Raw genomic sequence first — 16925 nt, forward strand, 5'->3', positions numbered from 1 at the left:
ACGGGCCTCAACGGCCCGTTATTCGTTAGCTCTACAAGTAAGGGGAAATAGCTTCACCATACAGGTGCAATTCTTCGAGAATGTGCAGCTGTTGCCGAGTTACATCTGGCTTAGCCATCAAGCGCTGGAGTTCCGCGCCATATTCGGCAAGCGACAACCAACCTTTCGCTGGCTGGGTCAATCTTTGCTCGCGAAACTGCTCCCAACGCTCCATTTCATCAGCGCTCAAGGTATCCGGATAATTGCGAGCACGATAACGAAATAGCATTTCGGCCAAGCGTGGGTCGGTAAACTGGAATTCGCTTTCCGCAAGCTGTTGCGGCGTTATGGCCAGCGCCCGATCCATTTGCGAACGGTCACTCGGACTGAAAAAGCCACCGGCGTATATCTGCTCGTCTGGATCTGTCAGCTTGTTGTCGTGATCACGCTCGAAGGCAGCAGCCACACGCTGCCCAAAATCTGGCCCTGCCTGGCGCAGAATGGCCAGATGGCGACGCATTTGCTCACCATCCAGGTTCAGCTGCTGCAAACGTTCCGGCGAAAGCGCTGCCAGCATAGTCGCCGGCGCCAATACCGGGCACTTATTCAGCTGAATCGCCTTTAGCGGGAATCGGCGAACACCTTCCGGTAACGCTGATTGAGCGGTAAAAACCCGCTCGCGAATCTTCTCAACGCTGGCGTTAATCAGTTCATCAGGATTTTCACGCAAGTCATAAACAATCACCTGGTTTTTGTTGCTGGCGTGTTCGGCAACTGGTGCTACCAGCGCGCAACTGCCCTGGCTGGCCGGGTACTTTCCGGACACGTGAAAAACCGGCTTTCGTGTGGAGGTATCCAGCATTTTACGGGCCGCCTGCTTGGATTTGTTGGCCAGCGCAAATTCAAACAATCGGGGTTGACGCTCCTTGATCAGTCGCGCCAGCGCAAGCGTCGCAGTTACATCAGACATGGCATCATGGGCTTGGCCATGTTCAAGGCCATTGGCTCGGGCCAAATCCTCTAGGCGAAAGCTCGGGCTACCATCGGGCTTTAGCGGCCATTCTATGCCGTCTGGGCGCAGCGTATGAGCCAAGCGCACCACATCAATCAGGTCCCACCGCGAATTACCATTTTGCCATTCCCGGCCGTAGGGGTCGAGCAGGTTGCGATACAGGGTATTGCGAGTTACTTCATCATCAAAGCGCAAACTGTTATAGCCGACCACGCAGGTGCCTGGCTGACTGAAGGCGCTGTTGATCATGGTAATGAATTCGGCCTCAGGATAGCCTTCCTGCGTGGCTTGCTGCGGCGTTATCCCGGTAATCAGACAGGCTTCAGGGGCCGGCAGATAATCATCAGCGGGCCTGCAGAAGATCACCAAAGGCTCTTCAATAATATTGAGCTCGCTATCAGTCCGCACACCTGCGAACTGACAGGGCCTGTCGTGCAATGGGTCAACACCGAAGGTTTCGTAATCGTGCCAGTAAAATGTGGGAATCAAAACCGCAAGCTCCTGCAAATAATACGGCGCCGATTCTGACAGAAAATACTGCCAACGCCTGGTTGTAGCCGGCAAACACAAAAGCTCCGACTCTTTATTTATATACGGATCTCATATAATTAGCGTAGCACCAATGTACACACGAGGCTTCACTGTTATAATGCCTCAACACTTTAATTTTACCTGGGTTTGCTTATGTTACCTGACATACTGATTTGCGACGACTCCGAGATGGCTCGCAAACAGATGGCTCGAGCTCTGCCAGCCGCACTACGGCACCAAGTCAGCTTCTGCCGCAATGGTAGTGAAGCACTTGCCCGCATACGCCACAGCGTGCCAGACATGCTGTTTCTGGACTTGAATATGCCCGACCTGGACGGCTATGAGGTGCTTGAGCACCTTCGCAGCGAACAGATCGAGTTACTAACCATCGTGGTGTCTGGTGATATTCAGCCCCAGGCAAAGGCCCGGGTTTTTAGTTTGGGGGCCGTGGCTTTTCTTAATAAGCCGACAGCTCCAGAAAAGGTTGCCAAGCTTCTTGCCCAATACGGCATTTACTGTGAGCCAGAGAAATCGTCACTTTCAGGCTCACAGCCGGAAACCAACACCCCGAGCTACCCTGCAAGCATCAACTCTGACCCGCAATTATTGCTGAATGACTACCTGCGGGAGATCGCCAACGTCGCCATGGGGCGCTCATCAGACCTGTTAGCACGTTTACTGGGTATTTTCGTACGCCAGCCGATACCGAAAGTGGCTTTTATTGCCAGTTCCGAACTGCACATGACCATCGCCGCGGCGGATGATGAAGCGCATTATTCGGCAGTATGCCAAGGCTTTACCGGAGCCGGAGTTGCCGGCGAAGCTATGTTGCTGTTCGCAGACAGCAGTTTTCGCGAAATGGCAGAAATGTTGCACTACGACAATTTGGACGGCCCGGCGGTCAATGTTGAAGTCTTAATGGACATGTCCAGCATTTTATTCGGCGCATTTTTGAAAGGCATTGGCGATCAGATGGATTTACGGCTGGGTCTTAGCCACCCAACGGTCCTGGGCCAGCACCGACAGATTAACGAACTGCTGGACCACCATCGTAATCATGAACAGCAACTGTTGTGCATTGAAATCGCTTACGCCATTGAAAACCGTAATATCCAATGTGACATGCTAGTGCTGTTTACCGAAGATTCGCTGCCATTTTTGCAGCAACGTTTACAGTACTTAGCGGAGTAACGAATGCCATCATTAAACTCGGAAAGCCTAAGCTCGTTCCACTGGATGGCCAACATGGTTGAGTCTGTGGAGGTTGGCTTGGTGGTGCTAGACTTGGACTTCCGTGTGCAGATGTGGAATGGCTTCATGGAGCATCACAGCGGCATGACCGCCAGTAAAGTTCACAATCAGGTGTTGTTCGAGCTGTTTCCGGACATCCCCCGCGCTTGGCTAAGCAGCAAAGTTGAAGCCGTGACCCAGTTGAACACTCGTGCGTTTACGTCGTGGGAGCAGCGCCCTTATCTGCTGCGCTTTCGCAATACCCGGCCAATTACCGGCACCGAAGAATTCATGTATCAAAACCTCACCATTAGCCCGCTATGCGGCCCGTCTGGAAAAGTAGAAAAAGTGTGCCTGATGATCTACGACGTTACCGATATTGCCAGCAACAAGCGGGCACTGGAGCGCGCCAACGATCAACTTGCCAAACTCAGTATGATCGACAGACTGACGGGACTGCTTAACCGCGGCACTTGGGAAAACCTGCTGGATGCAGAATTTTCACGCTATAGGCGCTACGGCAGCAATAGCACATTGGTGATGTTTGATATTGATCACTTTAAGGCCATTAACGATCGCTTCGGACACTTGGTAGGAGATGAAGTCATTCGCCACACCGCAGCAACAACCCGCAGCCACTTGCGCCATTCAGACAGCGCCGGGCGTTATGGCGGAGAAGAATTCGGTATTATCCTGCCGGAAACCGATACGGAAGGGGCTCTCACTATTTGCAAGCGCATTTTAAGCGCTATTTCCCGCGAACCAGTGACGGTAGACAGCCACAACATTACCTACACCATCAGTATTGGTGTCGCACCATTAACTGATAGACCAAAAAATTATATGGCTTGGTTAGAACAGGCCGACCAGGCTATGTACTCGGCAAAACAGGCTGGGCGCAATCAGATTGTCACGTTTTCGTGACGGTTTTTGATGGTAGCTGCGGCAATTCAATAGCCACTTGAGCCCCAGTAGTAATGCTTGCCAGTAAAAACACAAACCGGAGCGCTGGTGAATAGGCGCTCCGGTCGGTTAAACATTATGCCTGCAGACAGATTATGGCTGGCAGATTAGTCCTGCCAGCTCTGTACTGCCTCTTTTCCGTGCTTTTCACGCCACTCGTTAAGCGTCTTGTGGTTACCACCACGGGTTTTAACCACTTCGCCGGTGTGCGGGTTGCGATAGGTTTTTTCCGGACGCTTGGCGCGATTTCCACCGCCAGTCGTAGCGGCTGATGTCGAAGCAATGGACGGATCAATCGCTGCCAGAATTTGCAGGACGTCTTTCGGAGATTTGCTGTATTCGCCCATCAGTTCGCGGACTTTGGTTTCAAACGCCAATTCGCTTTTCAGCGCTTGATCTTCTTCCAGCTTCTCCAGCTCTGCCGCCAGCTTTTCCATCAGCTGCTTCTTTTGATAATAGTCGTTAATTTTCGCCATGAAATTTAAACCTTAAGGTCTGAAGTGCCTGATATGAACGATGACAATATACTAATTGTATGTAGCCACCAAAGTGACAGTATCAATAGTAATGAATCAGTAACGCCAAATCAAAGCATTAATGAACTATCTAGCATATTAAAACTTACAATCACTTCAGATTCCAAAAACTCTGACGTTTTTGTTAAAGTATTATCAATTATTACTGATTTTTTAATGACGATATCGGCACAGATATACGCTGACTTTTCTGCATGAACTCAATCAACACAATTGCCCGTTCATCGCCATCGTAACATTGGAATATTGCCCCCATGCCAGCAAACGGGCCTTCTGCAACGTCTACATCGTCCCCACTTTTAATGCCTCCCACGGAAGCAACCCGGTCAAGACTGGCGCGTAAATGATCGACTACTTCATCTTCAACTGGCAAAGGTTTACCACCGAACCCAACAACTCTTATCACACCGCGAGTAGAACGCAGTTTTGACCAGACTGGATTCAATTGTGACAAATTGATAAAAATATAGCCCGAGAAAAGCGCTTCCAGCTTGCAACTACGCTTTCCCGAGTGCAGCTTCTCCACCATTACTTTCGGGTAAAAACAGGGAATATCCTGATTTTGTAAATGCATAAGAGCACGATCTCCTTGACCCGGCTTGCACTGCAGGACATACCACTTCATAAAAGAGCCTATTAACAACACTTCGTGGATTATACGTATGATGAGTTTGAGGGTTAACACACCTATCCGGCAACCATTGAACATCTAGCCACAACGCCCCTTATTGCAACCTCGGCGTCAGCTGTAATTGTAACGCGAATATGGCGGCAAGATCATTGGCAAACATGACACGTGAAAAGTCTGTGGGCTACACTGAAGTAGACACAGACTGATTTAAAGATGACATCATGAAACTGAAATCCTTTGGCTGCACCGGCACCCTTTACAGGTTCACGCTATCTTGTGTCAGACAAAAAGCATCGCCTGCCGCAAGACTGCGGCATGTACCAGATAGAACAAACCTTATGCCTGCGCAACCCGTGCGCGCTTTCCAGTCTGACCAGGCAGGATTGAAGCCGTTGCGCTGACCCACGCCCATATTGATCGTTCTGGTTACTTGACAGCGATCAAAGCCACCGAGATTTTCTGTCACTTTCACAAAAACCACCGGAACAACCCCGCCTAATGCCAAAGCATTAATGAGCAAACTGTGTATGCGTGCAAGGTCGAAGACTCCATCAAACTCGATGCCGCTCGTTATCCCTGCATCATCACCTCCGCTAGCGGCATGGCGAGTGGCAGGAGGGTACTGCACCATTATTAACACCCTGCTGCCTAATCATCGCAACATCGTTATTTTCGCTGGCTTCCAGAGGGCCTCCAGGAGGTTTCCAGGCGCCAGGCACCCGCGGTAATGCTTTGTCCAGCGAAGTAACGTCCACGGTAAATACTGGCCGGTGAAGGCTCAAATACACAACCTGACGTCACTGTGGGCCCACAGTGAACCAGTTGCCAACGACCAAATGCGCCGTCGCCTGCATGAGACACTGGGTTGGAACACCAAGGTGCCGGAGCTGAGAACTGAGCTAGATATAAAATGTGGCACGCGTTCTGGGTTCGTTTTTTGTAAGCCTGAACTTACACAACAAAGGGTAAAAGGCTTACAACAAAGCGCAGCAGAATTGGTTACACTTTAACGGTCAAGGATGACACGCTGGCATGGAACGCCAACACATGGAAGAAACCCCACGGAACCGGGGGCGCTCGAAGGAGTCGGGCATACAAGGATGGAATTCAGGGAAGATGCACCCAGGATGGGTGAAGCCTGACGGATCAGGCCGGGGTCATAGTCACGGGCAACACAGCTGGCAAGGATGCCAGTTGTGCCGTGCGCCCCTGTAGCCATCTACTTTCTTGTCTCTTGAAGTTTCGCCTCCCCTTTCGGCTCTGGTTTAGTCCCGTGGTGCCATGTGGATACTAACCACAACAACCGACGAGAACGTCCGGAGTTAACTCATGAAACACAGCTCATTGCTCGCTACGCTTACTCTTTTGTTAAGCCTAATGTCCGGCTTTGCCTTTGCTCAGGCGGCGAGCGTCAATATCAATACCGCCGACAGCACCAGTCTGACCTCGCTTTCAGGCATTGGCCAAAGCAAAGCCGAAGCAATTGTGGAATACAGAGAGGCTAACGGCCCGTTCACCAGCACCCAAGACCTAGCAAATGTTAAGGGCATTGGCGCACGAACGGTCGAAAAAAATGCAAACCGGCTAACGACTCAAGACACAAATAGCCCCAAGGCACCGTAACAAAACGGGTGGTTGCTATTAAGCAACCACCCGTTTTGTTCGTGCCAGCCAGCCCGACCTCTGCCTTATAACATTTCGATCGCCATCGCGGTTGCTTCACCACCGCCTATACACAGGGCCGCAACACCTTTCTTTTTTCCGTAACGCTGCAGCGCGTACATCAGAGTGACCAAAATTCGCGAACCTGTCGAGCCTACGGGGTGGCCCTGGGCACAGGCACCGCCATGAACGTTCACTTTATCCGGATCAAGCCCTAGCTCTTGAATGGGCATCATCGCCACCATAGCGAAGGCTTCGTTGATTTCGTACAGATCAACGTCGTCCTTACTCCAGCCGGTTTTGGCAAACAAGGTTTCCAGCGCACCCAACGGGGCACAGGTGAATTCTGACGGATGCTGGGATTGCGTGCTGTGAGCAACCACTCGAGCCAAAGGTTTGAGCCCGCGCTTTTCAGCTTCGGATTCACGCATCAGCACCAGCGCAGATGCGCCGTCAGAAATAGAAGAGGCGTTGGCAGCCGTGATGGTGCCATCTTTGCTGAACGCCGGACGCAACGCTGGGATTTTTTCCAGGTTGGCATTAAATGGCTGCTCGTCGTGCTCTACCAGGATGTCACCCTTGCGGGTTTTAACGGTGACCGGGACAATTTCGTCTTTTAACAGGCCCTGTTCAATTGCGCGCTGCGCACGCTTGAGGGAGCTGATGGCGTAGTTATCCATGTCTTCTCGGGTATAGCCTTTTTTATCAGCCATTTCCTGCGCAAAAGCACCCATCAAACGGCCCGTTTCAGCATCTTCCAGGCCGTCAAAAAAACATGTGATCCTGAGCCGCATCGCCTGGCCCCATACGGTAACCACTGCGTGCTTTTAACAGCAAATACGGAGCGCTCGACATGTTTTCCATACCGCCAGCCACCATGATGTCATTGCTGCCTGCTTTGATCAGGTCATGGGCAAGCATCGCCGCCTTCATGCCCGAACCACACAACTTGTTGATCGCGGTTGCACCAGTGCTATCTGGCAAGCCGGCTTTCCGCATGGCCTGTCGCGCGGGGCCTTGGCGCAAACCCGCAGGCAATACGTTGCCCATGATCACTTCTTGCACGTCACTTGGCTGTATACCAGCGCGACGCACGGCTTCAGCAATGCACACAGCACCCAGCTCCGGTGCAGGCACAGAGGACAAACTACCCTGAAACCCGCCCATTGGCGTACGCACTCCGCTGACAATCACTACCTGATCGCTGCTGTTCATATTAACTCCTTGTACCCTTGATATTGGCATCGCTGTTCTCGACGCAAGCCGGCTCGCCCAAGCGTAGTTCAGTGTTCAAGCCACTGCACGAAAGCTTACGGTTTATGAGGCGCGGCAAGATAATCTTGAGATTGCATTTCCAGCAAGCGCGACTCAGTGCGCTCAAATTCGAAATTCAGCCGACCACCGGCGTATAATTCTACAATTGGTACCGCCGCCGAGATAATAACCTTTACATTACGATCGTAGAATTCATCAATCATATTGACAAAGCGTCGAGCCTGGTCGTCCCTGTCCCCGCCCAACAACGGCACGTTGCTGATAATAATAGCGTGGAACTGGCGGGCCAACTCGATATAGTCATTCTGGCTGCGAGGGCCGTCGCACACCGCCTCAAAATCGAACCACACCACGTCATCGGCATGGGCACGGGCTGGAATTTTGCGACCGTTTATTTCCATCGATTTACTGTGCTTACCTGCTTCCACCGCCAAATTCTCAAAGCTCTTGGTCAGACTGGCATCAGCTTCAGCCCCCAGCGGTGAATGATAAAGCCGGGCTTGTTCCAGCGTGCGTAAGCGGTAATCTACGCCGCCATCCACATTCACCACATCGGTATGTTTTTTTACCAGCTCAATGGCCGGCAGAAAGCGCGCCCGCTGCAGACCGTCTTTGTACAAGCCGTCAGGAACAATGTTAGACGTGCACACCAAAGTAACGCCACGCTCAAACAAACCTCGCATTAAGGTTGCCAGTATCATCGCGTCACCAATGTCGGACACAAAAAACTCGTCAAAACAGATAACCCGGGTTTCATCGGCAAATTTTTTGGCCACGAGCTCCAAGGGATTCTTTCGACCCTTCAACAGCTTGAGTTCATTATGAACACGTTGCATAAAGCGGTGAAAATGCACTCTCATTTTGCGATCGAACGGCAGGGCTTCAAAAAAAGTGTCCATCAGATAGGTTTTTCCGCGGCCAACGCCACCCCAAAAATACAGACCTGTGATTGGTTCCTTTTTGCCCGCTCCTTTGCTTAGCTTACGACGCAATTTTGACATCTTGCTGTCGCGGGAGCTTTCAGCTGCCACCAGTTTGTCGTAAAGTAATTGAAGACGCTTTACAGCATCCTCCTGCGCAGCATCACGCAGGAACTCCGGACGCTGAAGGTCCTGCTGGTAGCGTTGCCAGGGTGGCATATTGATCGAACTGGCAGTGGACATAGACGCTGTCATCAGTGGCTTCCAAGGGTTACTGGTTTATTTTGGCGCTACATTCTCGCGCAATTGAGTTTTTCGTCATCGTAGTGCCACAACGCGACAATAAGACGATTGGCTCAAGCTTTTGTCGTGGGCGTATAGAGTCAGTGACGTTATACTCATGACCTGTTCTACGGTTCACTATTTTTAAAAGGACAAAGCAACTTATGACAAACCTGACTATGGCAGCAGTTGCCGCCCTGATAGTTGGCATTCTGATAGGGATATTGCTGGGCCGCTCTACCGGGCAAGGCTCATCTCTTCGGCAGCGTCGCACCGAACAGCAAATTGATGAGCTGCGCAACGAATATACCCGCTATCAAGCGCAGGTTAACGAACACTTTATGGAGTCTGCCCACCTGCTGCGCCGCTTCAATGACAGCTATCGCGATGTGAATCAGCATATGGCCAAAAGCGCAACGCGTCTGTGCAACGACGACGAGCTGATACATGAACTCGAACAGAACTCAGCCCAACGCCTGAAAGATGATCGCAAAGAGGGTTCAGAACCGCCCCGCGACTATGCCCCAAAAGACCCTGACGGTTCTGGCACGCTGGCAGAAGATTACGGTCTGAAAGAAAAAGCAAAAGCTAAAGTGTGAGCCTGAACAAAGGCTGGCCTAAGCAGGGTTATCGCACTCGATAAACCGGTGGGCCAGCCCCAACTCCTTCGCCAACGCTTCCCCTAATGCCTGAACGCCGTAACGCTCTGTAGCGTGATGGCCAGCCGCAAAATAGTGAATCCCCCGCTCTCTGGCGGTGTGAGTCGTAGGTTCTGAAATCTCTCCGCTTATGTAGGCGTCCAGTCCTGCATCCGCCGCAGTATCAATAAAACCCTGCGCACCACCGGTGCACCAAGCCACTGTTTTGATCAGGTCTGGCCCACCTTCAATATGCAAAGGTTGCCGTTGCAAACAGCTCGAAATACGCTCGCTTAGCGCCTGTGGCGTTAACGCCTGGGGAAACTCACCACGCCACACCAGACCATTCAAAGGCTCCGGGCTATCGATACCCAACACCCGGGCCAAATTGCGGTTGTTGCCATACCGCGGATGGTCATCCAATGGCAAGTGATAAGCCACCAGATTTATCTCGTGAATTAGCAACGTTTTCAAACGATTGCGCTTTATACCCACCACGCGCTGGTTTTCGCCTTTCCAGAAATAACCGTGGTGCACCAGAACCATATCGGCTTTCAGCTCCACCGCCGCATCCAGTAGCGCCTGTGAGGCTGTAACGCCCGTAATCAGGGTATTTATCTCGGCCTTGCCTTCCACCTGAAGCCCGTTGGGGCTGTAATCCTGAAATTTTTCGGGCGTCAGCCAGCTTTCCAGCAGCGCCATAATCTCGTTTCGATGCGCCATAGCAGTGCCAGACCTCGATAATCAGCGTGAATTACAGAGTGTTTTTAACGCCTCCAACAGAGCATCATTCTGCGGCGCTTTAGCAATAGTGATACGCAGAAACTCGTTGATCCGCGGCTTGTTGAAGTGCCGAACGATCACACCCTGCTCGCGTAAACCGTTTGCCAAATCAAATCCAGCCCATTGCGGATGGCGGGCAAACACAAAGTTGGCTCTGGACGGAAGCACCTCAAAGCCCAGTTTATGCAGACATTCGCTAACCCGCTCACGCTCACGAATTACCCCGTTTCGGCTGTCCTGAAACCAGTCATCATCTTCATACGCGGCCTGTGCGCCCGCCAAAGCAAGGCGATCAAGAGGGTAGCTGTTGAAGCTGTCTTTCACCCGGTTCAGAGCCTCTATCAGTTCCGCATTACCGGCAGCAAATCCTACCCGCAAACCCGCCAGCGAACGTGATTTCGACAGGGTTTGGGTAACCAGCAGATTTGGATAAAAGTCAATTAAGTTAATGGCGGTTTCGCCGCCGAAGTCGATGTAAGCTTCGTCAATAACGACGACTCGGTCGGGATTGGCCTTCAGCACCACAGCAATTTCGGTAAGGTTCAGATAGCGGCCAGTGGGCGCATTCGGATTGGGGAAAATGACGCCTCCGTTGGGCTGATTGTAATCGTCAGGGTCAATCGCAAACTCGTCATTCAATGGCACTTTGCGAGCCTTGATGCCGTAAAGACCGCAATAAACCGGATAAAAGCTGTAGCTGATGTCCGGGTAAAGTATCGGCTGATCCTGCTGAAACAGTGCGAAAAAAACGTGCGCTAAAACTTCGTCGGAACCGTTGCCCAGAAACACTTGGTCGGCTTTAATACCGTGGTAGGTGGCAATAGTTGCCTTCAGCGCCTGACCCTCGGGATCCGGATACAGGCGCAAATTATCATTAAGCTCGGCCTGAATGGCTTCGATGACCTTGGGCGACGGGCCAAACGGATTCTCGTTGGTGTTAAGTTTTACCAAGTTAGCGTTTTTGGGCTGCTCGCCGGGAATATAAGGCACCAAATCGTGAACCAGTGGGCTCCAGAATTTGCTCATGGGTTTTCTCCGTGGCGGTGGCCATTGGTAATGAAGCGTCTAATCTCGCTGAATCCGGTATTCTGCCGAGCGCGCGTGGGCGGTCAGGCCCTCGCCTCTGGCCAGCACGGAAGCCACTCGCCCCATACGGCTCGCACCTTCGGCGCTGAATCCAATAATAGATGAGCGCTTCTGGAAATCGTAAACACCCAGAGGCGACGAAAAACGCGCGGTACCACTAGTAGGCAGCACGTGATTCGGGCCGGCGCAATAGTCCCCAAGGGCCTCGGCGGTATACCGGCCCATAAAGATAGCACCGGCATGGCGGATGTCCGCCAGCAATGCTTGCGGATCAGCAACGGACAATTCCAGATGCTCCGGCGCAATTCGATTTGATACCTTGGCCGCTTCTGCCAGATCAGCAACCTGAATCAGAGCAGCGCGATCGGCTAATGAGGTGCGGATAATCTCCGCCCGCTCCATGGTGGGCAGTAGTCGTTCAATACTGGCTTCCACCGCATCCAGAAACTCGGCGCTGGGGCTGATCAGAATCGACTGGGCCTGCTCGTCGTGCTCGGCCTGGGAAAACAGATCCATCGCAATCCAGTCCGGATGGGTCTGACCGTCACAAATCACCAAAATTTCCGACGGCCCGGCAATCATGTCGATACCCACGGTGCCAAACACCTCGCGCTTGGCAGCAGCTACAAAAATGTTGCCGGGGCCCACAATCTTATCCACCGCCGGCACCGTGTCAGTGCCGTAAGCCAGCGCAGCCACTGCCTGAGCACCACCGATGGTGAATACCCGATCTACTCCGGCAATCGCCGCCGCTGCCAGCACCAAGTCATTCACCACGCCATCCGGTGCCGGCACCACCATAATCACTTCGGCCACGCCGGCGACTTTTGCCGGTATGGCGTTCATCAGAACCGACGATGGATAAGCCGCTTTGCCGCCGGGCACATACAGACCGGCCCGATCCAGCGGCGTAATTTTCTGCCCCAGCACCGTGCCGTCGGCTTCCTCATATTGCCAGGACTCCTGACTCTGACGCTGATGATAATCCCGCACCCGGCGGGCCGCATGTTCCAAGGCATCACGCTGGTCCTGGGGAATGGTTTTCAAGGCATGCTGCAACCGTTCCTGACTCATTTCCAGCTCGGCTACGCTGCCAACGCTCAGGCGGTCAAACTTGGCCGTGAACTCCAGAACAGCCGCGTCGCCGCGGGTTTTCACCTCGTGCAAAATATGGCGCACCGACTCGTTCACCTGATGATCCACGCTGTCATCCCAGGCCAACAGGGCCGATAGCGCGCTGTCAAAGCCTGCATCGGAGGCGTTCAATCGCTGGATATTAACGGTCATGTGTCAAACCCTGTCGTGAATAAAAACTGAAGTTGAAACTAAAAAGTGATGCCTGTAGGCAACTCGTGGCAAGCGCTCGTAATGGGCTTCCCACCACCCAAAGTTCAGCGAAGGAACTGTGGGGCGGTCTACCCAAACTGTGCGGAGCCATGGATGGCGTAGCCCAAGCGTCACATGGACGTGTTTGAACGTGTCTTGGTAGGCCGCCCCACAAGCGCTAAAGGCACCAACGTAAAGATGCAAGCCGTTTACGGGCGCAACCTCTCATGTATCCGTGAACTAACGGCGTTTTTCCACCGCGGCCGACATCATTTCGATAATGGGATTTATACGTTCGTGTTTCATTTTCATGGAGGCACGATTCACAATTAATCGGGTGCTGATATGTTCGATCAATTCCCGCGCTTCCAGACCGTTGGCTTTCAACGTATTGCCCGTATCAACGATGTCGACAATCTCATCGGCCAGACCCAAAATCGGCGCCAGTTCCATCGCGCCGTAGAGCTTTATGATATCGGCTTGGCGGCCTTGGGCTGCGTAATAGCGCCGTGCAAGATTCACAAACTTGGTAGCGACCTTCAAGCGCCCTGTTGGAACCGGACACCCTTTGGCGCCGGCGGTCATCAGACGGCAGCGAGCGATATTGAGGTCCAGCGGCTCGTAGAGGCCTTCACCACCGTGTTCCATCAGCGTGTCTTTGCCCGTCACGCCCAAGTCAGCGGCACCATATTGCACATAGGTCGGAACGTCTGTGGCTCTAAGGATAAGCACGCGCACATGGCTGTTGGTGGTAGGAAATACCAGCTTGCGGGACTTATTTACATCGTCGATCAACTCAATTCCGGCTTCTGCCAGCAAGGGCAAGGTTTCTTCCAGAATGCGGCCTTTCGACAAGGCAATAGTAATGGAATCTGTCATATCGTATCCGGTTTCCCGTTAGCTCTTTGCTGCCGTGTTACTTAACCCGGCAAACGGCGAATGCTGGCACCCAGCAACTGCAGTTTTTCCTCGATGCATTCGTAACCGCGATCGATGTGGTAAATACGATCAACCACCGTATCGCCTTGGGCTACCAAGCCCGCAATCACAAGACTGGCAGAGGCACGCAAGTCGGTGGCCATGACCGGTGCGCCAGTCAAATGGTCAACGCCCTTTATAATCGCCGCGTTGCCTTCCATGGTGATATCGGCACCCATGCGGATCAGCTCTTGCAAATGCATGAAGCGGTTTTCAAAAACCGTTTCTATAATGGTGCCCGTGCCTTCAGCGATACAGTTCATGGCCGCAAACTGGGCCTGCATGTCGGTAGGAAATGCAGGATAGGGAGCTGTACGAATACTGACGGCTTTGGGACGTTTGCCCTTCATATCCAGCTCTATCCAGTCTTTACCACTGGTAATGTGGGCGCCCGCTTCTTCCAGCTTGGATAACACCACATCCATAAGACCTTCGCGGGTATCTTTCAGTTTTATTCTGCCACCGGTAGCAGCGGCAGCCACAAGATAGGTGCCAATTTCAATTCGGTCGGGCAGTACATGATGGTGGCAGCCATGCAGACGCTCCACACCGTTAATCTCAATGGTAGAAGTGCCATGCCCTTTAATATCGGCGCCCATGGCAATAAGGCACTCAGCCAAATCCACCACTTCTGGCTCGCACGCGGAATTTTCCAGAATGGTTTTGCCATCGGCCAGAGTCGCTGCCATCAGCAGATTTTCAGTACCGGTAACGGTCACCATATCCATAAAAATGTGCGCGCCTTTCAGGCGGCCATTGGTTTTCGCTTTTATGTACCCATTTTCCACGGAAATTTCAGCGCCCATGGCTTCCAGGCCCTGAATGTGTAGGTTTACCGGGCGGCTACCAATGGCACAACCGCCAGGCAAAGAAACCTGTGCTTCGCCAAAATGCGCGACCAACGGGCCTAACACCAGAATGGACGCACGCATGGTTTTCACAAGCTCGTAGGGCGCATGAAAGTGCTTGATGGTGTTGGCGTGAATTTCGACACTCATCTTCTCATCAATCATCAGCTCAACGCCCATTCGGCCAAGCAGCTCAATCATGGTGGTGACATCGTGCAGGTGCGGCAGATTGCTGATGGTGACCGGTTCATCGGCTAAAAGTGTCGCAGCAAGAATCGGCAAAGCAGCGTTTTTGGCGCCGGAAATACGGATTTCACCGTCTAGCGGCCGGCCTCCGTGAATCAGAAGTTTATCCACAACGAATAGTATCCTGTGTTTGCGGGCTATCAGCCCTGGCGCGCAGCCCATTCGGCGGGGGTAAAGGCCTTGGGGTGCAGAGCGTGAATTGTGCCATCCATAACCATCTGAAATAACGCTTTGTTGATCAGCTGTTGGCGTTTGATGGTTGGTAAACCTTCAAAAACGTCGCCCACTGCCACGACCATGCAATGTGAACCGTCAACCTGCACCTGAATCTCACAGCTTGGCAGCGCATTCTGCACCAGCGTGGTTATTTCGGCGACATCCATAAACATTCCTCAGATAGTAAAAAATCAAGGGGCGGGATTGTAACTAATTCTTCAGCTGCGGTCAGCCTTCGCATTGGATAATCCGCATCAACGCTAGCCGCCAACGATGCTTGCCCGGTTAATCCGGATTTACGCCCGGCCTGACAGCGGAAAACCCTGGTAATGCGTCATTCAGATTCGCCAGCGCGGCCAGCGCCAGCAAGCGCTCACCAGGGTTATCATAGCGCAGGTTCAGCGCGCGCTCGCGGGCGAACCGTTGCCAACACAAAAGTACTGACAGCAACGAGCTGCTAGCGCTGGTCAACTTTGCCAAATCGACGGTGATGTCGCCTTTGGCCCCGGCCAGCAAAGCCTCTCCGCGCTGGCGCAGGTCGGCAGCGACCATGGCATCGGCTTCGCCGTCAATTGTCAGGTTATTGTCGCTGAAATTAAGCGTCGGCTGCGGGTTACTGGCGCTCATTATTGTCCTGCTTTTTCGTCAATGACCTGTTCCAGATTGAGGCTATCGGCCGCATCGTTCCAGCCGTCGATCACCACCTGCACTTGGTCCCGATTGGCCTCCATTTCCTGACTGAAACGGTCACGGAACGCGAGTCCGATGTTCACGCCTTCCACGATCACGTTCTCCATCATCCACTGGTCGTTTTTGGCGCGATACATGGAATAGGTAACCGGATAGCGATTGCCTGTTTCGGTGATCACCTGCATATCCACAGACGCACGATTATCATCACGGGGGTTAAACGTAGCGCCTAGCACCTCGATGCGAAAGTTGCGCGATTCTACTAAAGCCTGGGCATAGCTCTCAAACAAGCTGCGTTTGAACTTTTCTACAAACTGATCACGCTGTTCCGGAGACGCCTGGCGGGCATAACGCCCCATCACCCGGGCAGCAATGCGGCGAAAGTCAACAAAGCCGTCCATCGTTTGATTCATGCTGCTGTAAAACGCGTCGGAGTCGTCTTGGTATAAGCCCCGCTCCCGGTTGAGCTGTTCAACCATACGCTGGGTATTGTCGTTCACATAAGCTCGTAACTGTTCTTCAGTATCGGCTTGAACAGACACAGCCAGCAGACTGAGCAAAACGAACAGAAAAATGGATCGATAATGCGCAACGGCCATCTTGGCGTCTCCGATTGAGTGCTTATTAAAAGGCCTTAGCGGCCAGAGGCAAAATTACTGATCAGCCGTTCGATATTCATCGCCGACTGAGTGGTGTAAAAGTTGTCACCCGGCTGCAGGGACTCCAGATCACCACCAATGGATATGTCAATATATTGTTCACCCAGCAGACCAGACGTGCGTATCATCGCGGCGCTGTCAGCAGGGATGTTGTTTACATCGGAGTTAATAGATAATGTTACACGGGCCTTAAACGTGTCTCGATCCAGCTCTATAGACTCGATAGAACCAACCTGCACGCCCGCCATTGACACTCTACCCCGCGACCCAAGGCCTCCAGTATCGGTAAAGTCTGCATACACAGTGTAGGTGCTGCCGGCCGCAGCCAATGACAAACCGCTGACCTGCAGTGCCAAAAACATCATGGCACCCATGCCTGCCAGCACGAACAATCCAACAATTATTTCAATGGTTCTTTGCGCCATCACCGGCTC

18 protein-coding genes and 1 pseudogene are annotated in these 16925 nt (G+C 52.6%); 4 read left to right on the forward strand and 15 right to left on the reverse strand.

Annotation, left to right across the window (positions count from 1 at the left end; translation table 11 throughout):
- Positions 1-31 precede the first annotated feature (31 nt).
- The gene (gene sbcB / locus MRBBS_RS12835; protein WP_014871956.1) at positions 32-1555 is read right to left on the reverse strand and encodes an exodeoxyribonuclease I; all 1524 of its coding nucleotides are present in this window, start codon (positions 1553-1555) and stop codon (positions 32-34) included.
- 120 nt (positions 1556-1675) lie between these two features.
- Here sbcB and MRBBS_RS12840 point away from each other — a divergent pair, with 120 nt between their 5' ends.
- Together MRBBS_RS12840 and MRBBS_RS12845 are read left to right on the forward strand one after the other, a co-directional pair.
- On the forward strand, positions 1676-2713 hold the full coding sequence (locus MRBBS_RS12840) for a response regulator (RefSeq protein ID WP_014871957.1): 1038 nt from the start codon (positions 1676-1678) through the stop codon (positions 2711-2713).
- Positions 2714-2716: 3 nt separating this feature from the next.
- The gene (locus MRBBS_RS12845; RefSeq protein WP_014871958.1) at positions 2717-3676 is read left to right on the forward strand and encodes a sensor domain-containing diguanylate cyclase; all 960 of its coding nucleotides are present in this window, start codon (positions 2717-2719) and stop codon (positions 3674-3676) included.
- A 146-nt stretch (positions 3677-3822) separates the two neighbouring features.
- On the opposite strand, the gene MRBBS_RS12850 is transcribed toward MRBBS_RS12845, so the two are convergent.
- The 3 genes from MRBBS_RS12850 to MRBBS_RS19685 all read right to left on the reverse strand — a co-directional run bounded on the left by MRBBS_RS12850 (position 3823) and on the right by MRBBS_RS19685 (position 5513).
- Positions 3823-4191 carry a histone-like nucleoid-structuring protein, MvaT/MvaU family gene (locus MRBBS_RS12850; RefSeq protein ID WP_014871959.1) on the reverse strand — a complete coding sequence of 123 codons (369 nt, stop codon included), beginning with the start codon at positions 4189-4191 and terminating at the stop codon, positions 3823-3825.
- Between the two features lie 202 nt (positions 4192-4393).
- Complete coding sequence (gene rfaH, locus MRBBS_RS12855) at positions 4394-4876, reverse strand: transcription/translation regulatory transformer protein RfaH (RefSeq protein WP_083847109.1); 483 nt, start codon at positions 4874-4876, stop codon at positions 4394-4396.
- Between the two features lie 262 nt (positions 4877-5138).
- On the reverse strand, positions 5139-5513 hold the full coding sequence (locus tag MRBBS_RS19685) for a hypothetical protein (RefSeq protein ID WP_014871961.1): 375 nt from the start codon (positions 5511-5513) through the stop codon (positions 5139-5141).
- 698 nt (positions 5514-6211) lie between these two features.
- Between MRBBS_RS19685 and MRBBS_RS12865 the strand changes: the two genes are divergently transcribed.
- Positions 6212-6505: a ComEA family DNA-binding protein gene (locus MRBBS_RS12865; protein WP_014871962.1), complete on the forward strand. Its 294-nt coding sequence runs from the start codon at positions 6212-6214 to the stop codon at positions 6503-6505.
- A 65-nt stretch (positions 6506-6570) separates the two neighbouring features.
- Here MRBBS_RS12865 and MRBBS_RS12870 read toward each other — a convergent pair.
- A pseudogene (locus MRBBS_RS12870) lies at positions 6571-7759 on the reverse strand (thiolase family protein).
- 95 nt (positions 7760-7854) lie between these two features.
- A complete protein-coding gene (gene zapE / locus MRBBS_RS12875; protein WP_227497669.1) occupies positions 7855-8958 on the reverse strand; it encodes a cell division protein ZapE in 1104 nt (367 codons plus the stop codon).
- Between the two features lie 227 nt (positions 8959-9185).
- On the opposite strand from zapE, the gene MRBBS_RS12880 reads away from it, so the two are divergent.
- Positions 9186-9620, forward strand: coding sequence for a YhcB family protein (locus tag MRBBS_RS12880; RefSeq protein ID WP_014871966.1), 435 nt, complete (start codon positions 9186-9188; stop codon positions 9618-9620).
- An 18-nt stretch (positions 9621-9638) separates the two neighbouring features.
- Here the strand turns inward: MRBBS_RS12880 and MRBBS_RS12885 are convergent, their stop codons facing one another.
- The 9 genes from MRBBS_RS12885 to mlaD all read right to left on the reverse strand — a co-directional run bounded on the left by MRBBS_RS12885 (position 9639) and on the right by mlaD (position 16916).
- Entirely contained in the window at positions 9639-10382 is a 744-nt protein-coding gene (locus MRBBS_RS12885) for a Nif3-like dinuclear metal center hexameric protein (RefSeq protein ID WP_014871967.1), read from the reverse strand.
- A 21-nt stretch (positions 10383-10403) separates the two neighbouring features.
- Positions 10404-11468 carry a histidinol-phosphate transaminase gene (gene hisC / locus MRBBS_RS12890; RefSeq protein WP_014871968.1) on the reverse strand — a complete coding sequence of 355 codons (1065 nt, stop codon included), beginning with the start codon at positions 11466-11468 and terminating at the stop codon, positions 10404-10406.
- 39 nt (positions 11469-11507) lie between these two features.
- The gene (gene hisD / locus MRBBS_RS12895; protein ID WP_014871969.1) at positions 11508-12815 is read right to left on the reverse strand and encodes a histidinol dehydrogenase; all 1308 of its coding nucleotides are present in this window, start codon (positions 12813-12815) and stop codon (positions 11508-11510) included.
- 279 nt (positions 12816-13094) lie between these two features.
- Positions 13095-13733 (reverse strand): ATP phosphoribosyltransferase, encoded by a 639-nt coding sequence (gene hisG / locus MRBBS_RS12900; protein WP_007352404.1) that lies wholly within the window; start codon positions 13731-13733, stop codon positions 13095-13097.
- Positions 13734-13774: 41 nt separating this feature from the next.
- Positions 13775-15037 carry a UDP-N-acetylglucosamine 1-carboxyvinyltransferase gene (murA, locus tag MRBBS_RS12905; protein WP_014871970.1) on the reverse strand — a complete coding sequence of 421 codons (1263 nt, stop codon included), beginning with the start codon at positions 15035-15037 and terminating at the stop codon, positions 13775-13777.
- A 29-nt stretch (positions 15038-15066) separates the two neighbouring features.
- Entirely contained in the window at positions 15067-15309 is a 243-nt protein-coding gene (locus tag MRBBS_RS12910; RefSeq protein ID WP_007352402.1) for a BolA family protein, read from the reverse strand.
- Between the two features lie 118 nt (positions 15310-15427).
- A complete protein-coding gene (locus MRBBS_RS12915; protein WP_014871971.1) occupies positions 15428-15769 on the reverse strand; it encodes an STAS domain-containing protein in 342 nt (113 codons plus the stop codon).
- On the reverse strand, positions 15769-16431 hold the full coding sequence (locus MRBBS_RS12920) for a phospholipid-binding protein MlaC (protein ID WP_014871972.1): 663 nt from the start codon (positions 16429-16431) through the stop codon (positions 15769-15771). The genes MRBBS_RS12915 and MRBBS_RS12920 overlap by 1 nt, the downstream gene beginning before the upstream one ends.
- A gap of 35 nt (positions 16432-16466) precedes the next feature.
- Positions 16467-16916 (reverse strand): outer membrane lipid asymmetry maintenance protein MlaD, encoded by a 450-nt coding sequence (mlaD, locus tag MRBBS_RS12925; protein ID WP_014871973.1) that lies wholly within the window; start codon positions 16914-16916, stop codon positions 16467-16469.
- Positions 16917-16925 lie beyond the last annotated feature (9 nt).

This window comes from Marinobacter sp. BSs20148 (assembly GCF_000283275.1).
GTDB lineage: Bacteria > Pseudomonadota > Gammaproteobacteria > Pseudomonadales > Oleiphilaceae > Marinobacter > Marinobacter psychrophilus.